At 46.5% G+C, this 12075-nt stretch carries 11 protein-coding genes; 8 read left to right on the top strand and 3 right to left on the bottom strand.

Annotated features, from left to right (window positions below):
* Positions 1-130: 130 nt before the first annotated feature.
* The 8 genes from pdhA (at position 131) to HUG20_RS11530 (ending at position 10500) form a co-directional block, all read left to right on the top strand.
* Complete coding sequence (pdhA, locus tag HUG20_RS11565; protein WP_200084840.1) at positions 131-1195, top strand: pyruvate dehydrogenase (acetyl-transferring) E1 component subunit alpha; 1065 nt, start codon at positions 131-133, stop codon at positions 1193-1195.
* Positions 1192-2178: an alpha-ketoacid dehydrogenase subunit beta gene (locus tag HUG20_RS11560; RefSeq protein ID WP_200084839.1), complete on the top strand. Its 987-nt coding sequence runs from the start codon at positions 1192-1194 to the stop codon at positions 2176-2178. Before pdhA ends, HUG20_RS11560 begins: the two co-directional genes overlap by 4 nt.
* 15 nt (positions 2179-2193) lie before the next feature.
* Positions 2194-3348 carry a dihydrolipoamide acetyltransferase family protein gene (locus tag HUG20_RS11555; RefSeq protein WP_200084838.1) on the top strand — a complete coding sequence of 385 codons (1155 nt, stop codon included), beginning with the start codon at positions 2194-2196 and terminating at the stop codon, positions 3346-3348.
* 49 nt (positions 3349-3397) lie between these two features.
* Complete coding sequence (locus HUG20_RS11550; RefSeq protein ID WP_200084837.1) at positions 3398-5065, top strand: long-chain-fatty-acid--CoA ligase; 1668 nt, start codon at positions 3398-3400, stop codon at positions 5063-5065.
* A 263-nt stretch (positions 5066-5328) separates the two neighbouring features.
* Positions 5329-6993: a long-chain fatty acid--CoA ligase gene (locus tag HUG20_RS11545; protein ID WP_200084836.1), complete on the top strand. Its 1665-nt coding sequence runs from the start codon at positions 5329-5331 to the stop codon at positions 6991-6993.
* Positions 6990-7994, top strand: a complete 1005-nt coding sequence (locus HUG20_RS11540) for a phosphotriesterase family protein (RefSeq protein WP_200084835.1) — start codon at positions 6990-6992, stop codon at positions 7992-7994. The genes HUG20_RS11545 and HUG20_RS11540 overlap by 4 nt, the downstream gene beginning before the upstream one ends.
* A gap of 506 nt (positions 7995-8500) precedes the next feature.
* The gene (locus HUG20_RS11535; RefSeq protein ID WP_200084834.1) at positions 8501-9496 is read left to right on the top strand and encodes an NAD(P)H-dependent flavin oxidoreductase; all 996 of its coding nucleotides are present in this window, start codon (positions 8501-8503) and stop codon (positions 9494-9496) included.
* Positions 9493-10500 (top strand): NADP-dependent oxidoreductase, encoded by a 1008-nt coding sequence (locus HUG20_RS11530; protein ID WP_200084833.1) that lies wholly within the window; start codon positions 9493-9495, stop codon positions 10498-10500. Before HUG20_RS11535 ends, HUG20_RS11530 begins: the two co-directional genes overlap by 4 nt.
* Before the next feature lie 34 nt (positions 10501-10534).
* Here HUG20_RS11530 and HUG20_RS19550 read toward each other — a convergent pair whose 3' ends face one another.
* The 3 genes from HUG20_RS19550 to HUG20_RS11520 all read right to left on the bottom strand — a co-directional run bounded on the left by HUG20_RS19550 (position 10535) and on the right by HUG20_RS11520 (position 11471).
* Positions 10535-10657 (bottom strand): hypothetical protein, encoded by a 123-nt coding sequence (locus HUG20_RS19550; RefSeq protein WP_281392403.1) that lies wholly within the window; start codon positions 10655-10657, stop codon positions 10535-10537.
* A gap of 108 nt (positions 10658-10765) precedes the next feature.
* Positions 10766-10993: a hypothetical protein gene (locus tag HUG20_RS11525; RefSeq protein WP_200084832.1), complete on the bottom strand. Its 228-nt coding sequence runs from the start codon at positions 10991-10993 to the stop codon at positions 10766-10768.
* 1 nt (position 10994) lies between these two features.
* A complete protein-coding gene (locus HUG20_RS11520; protein ID WP_200084831.1) occupies positions 10995-11471 on the bottom strand; it encodes a hypothetical protein in 477 nt (158 codons plus the stop codon).
* Positions 11472-12075: the final 604 nt, after the last annotated feature.

Raw genomic sequence — 12075 nt, 5'->3', positions numbered from 1 at the left:
TAGGAAGTTTTTTCAGTAGATAAGAAAGTAGAAATCAACTTTCTTACCTGCATAAGTGCAACTAATGCTTTTTCTCCATAAAAGTTTGGCGAAAAGCCAAGTTTTCTAATAATAAAGAGGGGGCTTGTAAATGAATTGGATTGAGCCGAACATCATTGATGTAAACCCATTACAACAACTTAATGAGCAAGGTATATTAACAGGGGAAACCAGTATTTCTGATGAAGAAAAGCTAGAGATTTACAAATGGATGGTGAAAGCCAGACGTTTTGATGAATTAGCGGTTAAATTTCAGCGTCAAGGAAGAATTGGCACCTATGCACCGCTTATCGGCCAGGAAGCGGCTCAGGTAGGCAGCGCGTTTGCCCTTGAAAAAAAGGATTGGATTTTTCCAAGCTACCGGGAAGCAGGAGCATGCTTTGTACGAGGTACGAAGCCTTCGTCGTTTTTTAAGTACGCGATGGGGCATTTGCATGGCGGCATATTAAAAGAAGAGCGCATATTTCCAGTACAAATCATTATTGGCGCTCAAACCTTGCATGCAGCAGGCAGTGCCTGGGCAGACCAGTACAAAACCAATGGTGCAGTGAGTGTTGCCTATGTTGGTGATGGAGCTACATCTCAAGGAGATTTCCATGAAGCACTGAATTTTGCCAGCGTGTTTCAGTTGCCTGTCATTTATTTTGTGCAAAATAATCAATGGGCAATCAGCGTTCCGTACCATAAACAAACCAATAGCCAATCGATTGCCCAAAAAGCTCTTGCCTACGGGATGACAGGTGTTCAAGTCGATGGAAATGATGCGGTTGCCGTCTACGAAACAATGAAACAAGCAAGATCGCTTGCAAGAGAAGGGAAACCTGTATTGATAGAAGCACTAACTCATCGTATGGGACCTCATACAACTTCGGATGATCCGTCCAAGTACAGGTCTAGGGAAGCAGATGAAGCATGGGATAAGAAAGATCCAATCTTTCGTTATCGAAAATGGCTTGAAGGTCTACAGTTATGGTCGGAGGAGGAAGAGCAGGATTTAAATGCTTCGATAGAAGAGGAGTTGAAACAGGCTTTTAATGAAGCTGCAGAGACAACGACTGCTTCACTCGGTGAGGCTCTTGGGCATGTATATGAAAAACCGACGAATCGTTTGAAAGAACAAATACTGGAGTGGGAAGGATCGGGGGAGAGCAAATGACTGAGATGAATATGATCGAAGCCATTAATTTCACGCTTAAGCAAGAGATGGAGAAAGATGAAAATGTACTGATTTTAGGTGAAGATATTGGCAGGAACGGCGGTGTTTTCAGGGCAACGGATGGACTTGTCGATACGTTTGGAGAACGGCGAGTGGTGGACACCCCACTGGCGGAATCGGCGATTATTGGCACAGCGGTTGGGATGGCCGTTCGTGGACTTAAACCTGTCGCTGAAATTCAATTTCTGGGGTTTATCTATGAATCGATGGATCAAATTGCTGCACAAGCCGCGCGCATTCGCTTTCGTTCCGCCGGTAATTATCATGCGCCTATGGTCATTCGGGCGCCTTACAGCGGTGGCGTAAAAACACCGGAGCTTCATTCGGACAGCTTAGAGGCTTTATTTATGCATTCGGCAGGCATTAAAGTAATCATGCCTTCTACGCCAAGCGATGCCAAAGGATTATTAAGCGCGGCGATCGCGGATCCTGATCCGGTTCTTTTTCTTGAACCAATGAAGCTGTACCGTGCCTTACGCGAAAATGTAGAAGAGGAACGTTTCACGATAGAGATAGGAGAGGCAAACGTTGTAATGGAAGGATCGGATATCACCCTGATTAGCTGGGGAGCGGCGATGGCCGAGACGAAAAAAGCCGTGCAAATGCTTGAGGAGAATGGTTACTCCATAGAATTAATCGATCTTCGAACGATCGTCCCGCTCGATGAAGAGACGATTATTGATTCGGTGATGAAAACAAGTCGGTGTGTCGTTGTTCATGAAGCTGTTAAATCTGCAGGAGTAGGAGCGGAAATATCGGCAATTATTAATGAAAAAGCATTGTTTTATATATCTGCGCCGGTGCTTCGTGTGACTGGTTACGATAGCCCGTACCCGGTGGCGACGGTCGAAAATGAGTGGATTCCATCTATGGATAGAATTGTACGGGAAGTCAAACATGTCTGGGAATTGTCACTAGATTGAGGAGGGGGTTATCGGATGATTAAAGATTTCAAGCTACCGGATATTGGGGAAGGATTACACGAGGCGGAGGTCGTGACATGGTTTGTGGACAAAGGGGATGCGGTCAAAGAAAATGAAAATATAGCAGAAGTACAAACCGACAAAGCTGTTGTGGAAATCACGTCCCCGTACGCTGGAGTCATTTATGAAAGAGGTGGGGAGGAAGGGGCAAGTATCAAAGTTGGAGAAACGCTAATTTCTATAAAAACGGAAAGCGAGGGAATGAATGATGGAGAGGACGAAAAAGATGAATCCAATAAAAAGATTAACAGTCATTCTCCTTCTCGAAGAGTAAAAGCCGCGCCCACGGTGAGAAAGCTGGCCAGGCAACTCGGGGTTACGATATCTGAGGTCACCCCGACGGGGAGAGCCGGAAAGATAACGGCAGATGATGTGCGTCTTCATGAAAAAGGTAATGAAGCGCCAAATCTTTCTGAATCTCATAGTGAACCGATCAAAGGGGTCAGGAAAAAGATCTTTGAAAATATGACTCATTCCATGAATGAAATTCCTCAATGCACGGGGATGGATGAAGTGGATGTGAGTCGTTTAAGTGAATTTCGAAGTTTACTAAAAAACGAGGTGCAAAATAGCACATTAACCTATTTGCCTTTTATTGTAAAAGCTGTGGCACTTTCATTAAAACAAAACCCAAGATTTAACGGCAGAGTTGATAAAGAAAATATGCTTTTTCATTATCAAACAGATATTCATATCGGAATTGCTACTGCGACGGAAGATGGTTTGGTCGTTCCGGTTCTTAAAGCAGCAGATAAGTTAAGTGTGGAAGAGATTGCGAACAGTATTGAAGACCTGTCCACACGAGCGCGTGCAAAAAAATTAAGATCGGACGAATTATCGGGCAGTACGTTTACCATTTCCAATACAGGGAGAAGCGGAGGCTTTTTCGCAACCCCTATCATTAATCCGCCGGAGGTCGCTATTCTTGGTGTCCATGCCATCAAAAGAAAGCCAGTTGTTAAAGATAATGAGATTCAAATTGGTGATGTAATGGGAATGTCTATAACCTTTGATCATCGTGTGATCGACGGAGAACACTGTGGTCAGTTTATGAGTTCTCTGGAAGCTTATTTGGAAAAACCTGAGTTATTTATCCTAAAAGGGGGGTGAAAAAAAGACAAACGCGGAAGAAGAACATTATTTTTAGGGGGAAAGATTCATGAACACGAAACATTATCCGTCGTGGCCGGAACGGTTGCCGAAAACGTTGACGGTACCGGGGACGACCGTCTATGACAACTTGTTAGTGAGTGCGAAGAGATACCCGGACAAAGTGGCCGTTCACTATTACGGGGCTTCGTATACGTATACCGATTTATTTTTAGAAGTGGAAGGGCTTGCGGGCTATCTGGAACATGGGTTTAACGTCAGAAAAGGCGATCGCGTGATGCTTTACATGCAAAACGCCCCGCAATATATCATCTCGCTCTTTGCTATTTTGCGTGTAGGGGCGGTGGTTGTTCCGATCAATCCGATGAACAAAGCGGCCGAATTGGCGTTTTGCATCAAGGATTGCGGGATCAAGGTGGGGATCGTTGGTCAGGAAATCTATGAAAACGTGCAAGGGTTAAAAGCGACAACGACACTCGAATCTATTCTCGTTGCGGCATACTCTGATTATTTGCCGGATCGGGAGGTATTTTCGGATCTGCCTGACGCCGTCAGTGCGCCCGCGAAAAACCATTCTGAAGTTACTTGGAATGACGCGTTAGCTAACAATTATATCCCAAGTGAATATGCCGGGAAACAAGAAGATGTAGCTTTTTTACCTTACACATCAGGAACAACAGGGATGCCAAAAGGGTGTGTTCATACGCATTATTCCTACCAAGCCAATATATTTGGCGGTATCCATCAGGGCAACGCCACCAATAGCACTGTTCATCTGGCTGCATTGCCGTTTTTCCATGTTACAGGGGTCATGGCTTGTTTGCTGGCGCCCTTAACCATCGGCGCTTCCATTGTCATCTTGACGAGGTGGAACCGGCAACACGCATTGGAAATGATTGATCGTTATAAATGTACCAATTGGGTGAATATCAGCACAATGTTGGTTGATTTCCTTGCGAATCCACATATTCACGACTATGACATCTCTTCTCTGAAAGCGATTTCGGGAGGTGGAGCGGCGCTTCCGGCAGCGGTCGGGAAGCGATTACATGAATGGTTGGGGCTGCAATATTTTGAAGGTTACGGGTTGACCGAAACCATTGCCCAGACGCATTTTAACCCGCCGCAAGCGCCAAAATTGCAATGTTTGGGCATTCCCACTTTTGATGTCGATTCCCGCGTGATTGACCCTGTCACCTTGCAAGAACTCGGGATCGGAGAAGTTGGGGAAATTATCACCAACGGACCGCAAGTGTTTCAGGGATACTATAACCGTCCGCAAGAGACAGCCGAGGCTTTTGTTGAGATCGACGGCAAAAACTTTTTCCGCACAGGGGATATGGGTCGCATCGATGAAGACGGGTACTTCTTTATGGTCGACCGGATTAAGCGAATGATCAACGCGGCCGGCTATAACGTCTGGCCGTCGGAAGTAGAATCGTATCTTTTCAACCACCCGGATATTCAGCAAGCATGTGTGATCGGCGTTCCCGATCCGGTAAGAGGCGAGAATGTGAAAGCATTCGTCGTTCTGCATCCCGAATCTGAAGGGAACGTCACCGAAGAAGAGATAATCGCTTGGGCTAAAGAACAAATGGCCGCTTACAAATACCCGAGATTAGTGGAATTTCGCGAATCGCTGCCGACCACGGCAAGCGGAAAAATCTTGTGGCGCCAGCTGCAAAATGAAGAAGCGGAAAAGAGTAAGTCATCATAGCAGAGTATTACATGCGGGGCAGGCAAAAAAAGTATTCGTGCCCTAAGGCGAGAAAGCGGGAATCGTTAGGGCACGAATTGGCTCCTTGGCTGTGCCTTATTGACAGGAAAGCAGAACGAGATCGACTATTTTTTGTGCCTACCGGAGCAACGCGGCGATTGCCAGAAGGATTCCTTCGCTTCCATAGTTCCTTCCGAAATCGTTGTAAGCGCTTTATTTTGTTATAATATAGTTACGTCTCACATTTGAAAGGGAGGATACGCATGAACATGAAACATTATCCGTCATGGCCGGAACGTTTGCCGAAAACGTTGACAGTGCCGGGGACGACCGTCTATGACAACTTGTTAGTGAGTGCGAAGAGATACCCGGACAAAGTTGCCGTTCACTATTATGGGGCTTCGTATACGTATACCGATTTATTTTTAGAAGTGGAAGGGCTTGCCGGTTTCTTGGAACATTCGTTTAGCGTCAGGAAAGGCGATCACGTCATGCTCTATATGCAAAATGCACCTCAATATGTCATTTCAATGTTTGCCATTTTGCGATTAGGGGCAGTTGTGGTTCCGATAAACCCGATGAACAAAGAGGCTGAATTGGAGTTTTGCATCAAGGATTGCGGTATAAAGGCGGGGATCGTCGGACAAGAAATCTATGAAAACGTGCAAGGGTTAAAGGCGTCAACGACACTCGAATCTATTCTTGTTGCCACTTATTCCGATTATTTGCCGGATCAGCAGCTATTTACGAATCTGCCTGATGAAGTTATTGCTCCTGCGAAAAAACATGCTGAAGTGACATGGAGCGATGCGCTCGCCAAGAATCAAATCCCAAGTGAATATCTAGGGAATCAAAAAGATGTGGCTTTTTTGCCCTACACATCAGGGACAACGGGGATGCCAAAAGGGTGTGTCCATACCCATTATTCCTATCAAGCCAATACGTTTAGCGCTGCTCATTGGAGCAGTGTCGCCAATAGCACTGTCCATTTGGCTGCATTGCCATTCTTCCATGTTACCGGTGTGATCCATAGTCTCATTATGCCGTTAACGATCGGCGCTTCCATTGTGGTCATGACGAGGTGGAACCGGGAACATGCGGCAGAAATGATTGAACGTTATGAATGTACCAATTGGGTGAATATCAGCACGATGGTCGTTGATTTTCTTGCAAACCCGCGTATTCAAGATTATGATATTTCTTCTTTGACATCGATTTCAGGTGGTGGGGCGGCACTTCCGGAAGCGGTTGGAGAGCAAATGCATGAATGGCTGGGATTGCAATACGTTGAGGGCTACGGATTGACCGAAACGATTTCCCAGACACATTTTAACCCACCGGACGCGCCAAAATTGCAATGTTTAGGCATCCCAGCTTTTGACGTTGATTCCCGGGTGATTGATCCTGTCACATTACAAGAGCTCGAGGTCGGAGAAGTGGGGGAAATTATCGTCAACGGGCCGCAGGTGTTTGAAGGCTATTATAATCGTCCGGAAGAGACAGCCGAGTCTTTTATTGAGATAGACGGCAAAAACTTTTTCCGGACAGGGGATATGGGCCGAATCGATGAAGATGGGTACTTTTTTATGGTCGACCGGATTAAGCGAATGATTAACGCGGCCGGCTATAACGTCTGGCCGTCGGAAGTTGAATCATACCTTTTCAAACATTCTGATATTCAACAAGCATGTGTGGTCGGGGTACCGGATCCCGTACGAGGCGAGAGCGTGAAAGCGTTTGTCGTTCTGCATCCCGAATCTGAAGGAAACGTCACCGAAGAAGAGATAATCGCTTGGGCTAAAGAACAAATGGCTGCTTACAAGTACCCGCGGTCGGTTGAATTTCGCACATCGCTACCCACCACGGCCAGTGGCAAAATCTTATGGCGTCAGCTTCAAGACGAAGAAAAAGAAAGGAGCAAATCATGAGTGGAAAATTGGTACAAACCGTAACGGGGCCAATTGACGTTGAGACAATGGGCAAGACGCTCATTCATGAACATTTTATCTTCGGGTACCCGGGTTTTCAAGGGGATCAAACCCTTGGCCCCTTCAACGAGGACGAGTATCTGGAAGCTGCCATTGACATCGCCAATCAAATGCGGGCTGAAGGTGTGCAGACAGTTGTGGATCCCACGCCCAATGAATGTGGACGCGATCCCCGCTTTTTGCGGAAAGTGTCAGAAGCGACGGGACTGCAAATCATTTGCGCGACCGGGTACTATTACGAAGGAGAAGGCGCAACGCCGTATTTCAAATTCCGGCAATCATTGGGAACGGCGGAAGATGAAATAGAGGAAATGTTTAGGCACGAAATAGCCGAGGGCATTGAAGGGTCAGGCATAAAACCGGGCGTTATCAAGCTCGCGTCCAGCTGTGATGAGATCACACCGTATGAACAGATGTTTTTTAGAGCAGCGGCAAAAGTTCAACAAGAAACCGGAATCGTATTGTTGACCCACACCCAAGAAGGAACCATGGGCCCGGAGCAAGCGGAACTTCTTTTGCAGGAAGGAGCGGATCCGAATCGCGTGATTATCGGTCATATGTGTGGAAATACCGATCCCCGTGTTCACCGACAAGTCATGGATAAAGGCATGAAAATCGGGCTCGATCGCTTCGGCTTGCAGGGATTGGTAGGGACCCCTTACGATCAGGAAAGGATCGACGTTTTACTCACGCTATTGGACGAAGGCTACGAGGATCTCATGTTGCTTTCTCATGATAAGGTGAACCTTTGGCTCGGCCGTCCCCCGGTGATGTCTGATGAGTTAGCAAGCTTAATCGAAAATTGGCGGCCCACGTATCTTTTTGACACTGTAGTGCCCGAACTTATGAACCGTGGAATAAAAGAAGAGCAAATCCAAAAACTGTTCACCGATAATGCACGGGCGCTATTTGGCGGGGATAAAAAAGCAAAAATTGGATGATAGGGTTCAGAGGGGGATGGGTGGATCCCAAAGGGTGGTTGAGTGCAAATCCGGAGAGGCCCGCGGCAGTTTAACCTTCACACAGCGGGGCAAGCCGTGTAAAAAGTTGAACGCCGTGTCCGTCGGCCAGATGTAACCGTCCATCGATCTGTTTTCATCGCCCGCCCGGATTATAGATCGAAAGAAAGCGCCTATCGATCTGTTTTCACCGATCGCCCGGATTATAGATCGATTGATCCCATCTCACAATCTTTGTGAACGCAGAAACAGCGGTATTTTTCGAAAAACTTCTGAAAACACTCCACTCCGTTCGAGTGTCCGTCATTTTGTTATGAATTAACACAAAACCACAAAAAGGGCTCGATTTTGTCCTGGAAAATCGGGGCTTTGTTTATCCCCGGTTTGGCTGATAAACGATACCACTTTCGATAATCTAATCACAACGCATCTAAGCTTTTGTGCTATGCTAAGAATAAATAGAGAACTAAAATGGAGGAAAGAAACCTATGCCAAACATCCCATCAATATTAAAAGGCCTACGCACCCCCGTCATCGGCGCACCACTTTTCATCGTTAGCAACCCTAAGCTCGTCATCGAGCAATGCAAAGCGGGGATCGTCGGAGCCATGCCTGCCCTAAACGCCAGGCCTGCTTCCCAACTTGATGAATGGCTGGCGGAAATTACCGAGGAGCTCGCGGCACATAATGCTCGGCATCCCGATAAACCCGCTGCGCCGTTCGCCATTAATCAAATCGTCCACCGCTCCAATGAACGGTTGGAACACGACATGGAAATCTGTGAAAAATACAAAGTGCCGATCACGATCACATCTTTAGGCGCCCGCGAAGAAGTGAATGCCGCCGCACACAGCTACGGTGGAATTGTTTTGCATGATGTCATCAATAATCGATTTGCCCACAAAGCCATTGAAAAAGGAGCGGACGGTCTGATTGCTGTTGCCGCCGGAGCAGGAGGCCATGCCGGCGCGAAGAGCCCGTTCGCGCTCGTTCAGGAAATTCGCCAATGGTTTGACGGCCCGCTTGTTTTGTCCGGATCGATCGCGAGCGGCGACAGTGTACTGGCTGCGCAAGCGATGGGCGCCGATTTTGCTTATATCGGATCGTCTTTCATCGCGACTCATGAAGCGCGCGCCGCGGAAGAATACAAGCAAATGATCACCGAAAGTACATCCGATGACATTGTTTACAGTAATCTTTTCAGCGGGGTACATGGAAATTACCTTGCCCCGTCCATCCGCAACGCCGGTTTAGACCCTGACGCGCTTCCGGAAAGCGACCCATCGAAAATGAGCTTCTCCGAAGATAAAAACAAGAAAAAAACATGGAAAGATATTTGGGGAAGCGGCGAAGGCATTGGCGTTATTAATGAAATCACGCACGCAGCAACATTGGTCGACCGGCTTGACCGTGAATACGTCGCTGCAAAAGAAAGATTGTTCGCAAGTGAATTGGTGACTGAAAAGAAGGAGGACCCATCATGAATAAAAACCGACAAATTTTACTGGCACAACGACCGCAAGGCCTACCGGATCAATCGACCTTCGAGTTCGCCGAAACAACCGTCCCGGACCCCGGAGACAACCAGGTGCTCGTACGCGCCCACTACCTCTCCGTCGACCCTTACATGCGCGGCCGGATGAATGACGCAAAATCGTACGCCACCCCTTTTGAGGTAGGCAAACCACTGACAGGCGGGGTTGTCGGCGAGATCGCGGCATCGAATCACGACGATTTTCAGCCCGGCGACTTCGTGAGCGGCAACCTTGATTGGGCAGACTACACGATAGCAGAAGGAGCAACTTTACAAAAAATAAACCCGGATAACACACCAATAACAACTGCCCTATACGTCACAGGTATGCCCGGTTTAACGGCTTACTTCGGATTAATGGACATCTGCCAACCGAAAACCGGTGAAACAGTCGTTGTTTCCGGAGCGGCAGGCGCAGTCGGCATGATCGTCGGCCAGATTGCAAAACTACACGGATGTCGAGTCGTCGGCATCGCCGGTTCAGATGAAAAAATCGCTTATTTGCAGGATGAACTCGGCTTTGACGCGGCGATTAACTACAAGACGACAAACAATATTCGCGAAGATCTGAAAAACGCCTGTCCGAACGGCATCGACGCGTATTTCGATAACGTCGGAGGCGACATTACCGACGCCGTGCTTTTTCAGTTAAACTTCCATGCCCGCGTGGCACTTTGTGGGCAAATCGCCCATTACAATGCAGAAAAAGTGGAACAAGGTCCGCGAATCTTGCCGTATTTACTCACCAGAAGCGTCTTGCTAAAAGGATTTATCGTCAGAGATTACGCCGAACGGTATGAAGAAGGCATCAATGATTTATCGAAATGGCTACAAGAAGGCAAAATAACATACGAAGAAAACATCATCGAAGGATTGGAAAACGCCCCCGAAGCCTTTTTAGGCCTATTCCGAGGGGAGAACCTAGGCAAACAGCTCGTTAAAGTGATTGAATAAAAAAGGAGCGAGCAGCCGCGGCTGCTCGCTATATTTATTTCTCACGCTCAATATCCTCTAAAGAGATCGTTTCGCCATTTTCTTGTTCTTTTCTTGCTTTTTCAATCGCTTTAATATCTTGTGGAGTTAGCACATCGTCATCGTCAATCACGTTCATGAAGCTCCCTCCTGTAAAAATCAGCGATAAAAGGTTACATGTTTCAACAGTCTACCCTGCGTCCGGTCAGGCTTTTTCTCAATGCATCGAAGGCGCCGGGAATCACGATTATTTCGAGGACTTTGATTCAAAATTTGATTTATATGAATCTTTTTTAGTGGAAGGGACATTAGGATCCTTTTCTTTCATTTCTTTGACGATGCGACGTGTTTCCTCTAGCCATTCTTCAGAATCGTTAGGGTGTGCGTAAACGCCATTAAGTTCGTTATCAATATAATTTTCTAGTTCTCGAAGGGTCTTTTTCTTCTCTTTTGAAAAGTCGCGATTGGCAGACATCCTACCGCTCTCCTTTCTTCAAGTATAACTGAATGAGACGATCTGATGCAATGGTCTCCAAAACCATGCGATCCCCGCGAATAAATTCTGCTCCAAGTTCTTCGTAATATGATATCAGCTTAGAATTATGTTTGATATGGATTACCGTATAACCCTCAAACCCATGGTCATAACTGTGTTGTGAAGCAACAGCAAGCATTGGAGGTGTGATTCTCAATCCGCCATAATGATTGTTTTCTGGAGCAGTTTCAATAAGCTTGATAAGAATAAATCCTTCATCTATCACATAAGACAGCATTGCTTGCAATTCAACATTTACTTTTAGGGATAGGGCGTTTCGATTTCGATCAGGATAAACATACTCTTTATGCCAATCAAAAATCCAATCCTTTGTTTCAATGATGTCCGATTCCGTAGCGGGTAATCCTTCGCCGTCATATGTTTCTTGGTCATCTTTCGTTTCAACAATCACCTGCATGCCATTATTGACCCCTCAAGCTAAAATAAAAAATACTTAAAATATTATATGCTTATATCATACATGAAAATTGAATAGAATAGTTATTTAGACATAATTTAAAAGCAGAAAAATGATAAATTCAGGCGTGTTGATTATCCGTATTTTTCCAACAAAAGGGTTTAGACGAAAAGGGTATTAAACATACCGTGTTATGTTACATACATTTGCGGATTAATTTGGCATTCGCCAGCCATTACGGCTCCCAAAACCCAGACCTGAGGACTCCTTTGGCTTCTGAGCGGTGATTTGAGTCCGCAGATCATGTTCCTGAGGACTCCTTTGGCTTCTGAGCGGCGATTTGAGTCCGCAGATCATGTTTCTGAGGACTCCTTTGGCTTCTGAGCACTGTTTTGAGTCCGCAGATCATGTTCCAGAGGACTCCTTTGGCTTCTGAGCGGCGATTTGAGTCCGCAGATCATGTTCCAGAGGACTCCTTTGGCTTCTGAGCGGCGATTTGAGTCCGCAGATCATGTTCCTGAGGACTCCTTTGGCTTCTGAGCGGCGATTTGAGTCCGCAGATCATGTTCCTGAGGACTCCTTTGGCTTCTGAGCGGTGATTTGA

Origin of the sequence: Salicibibacter cibi, assembly GCF_016495865.1 — a bacterium.
Classification (GTDB): Bacteria; Bacillota; Bacilli; order Bacillales; family Marinococcaceae; genus Salicibibacter; species Salicibibacter cibi.
Note: the sequence above shows the minus strand (reverse complement) of the source record. Positions and strands in the feature narration are given on the sequence as shown.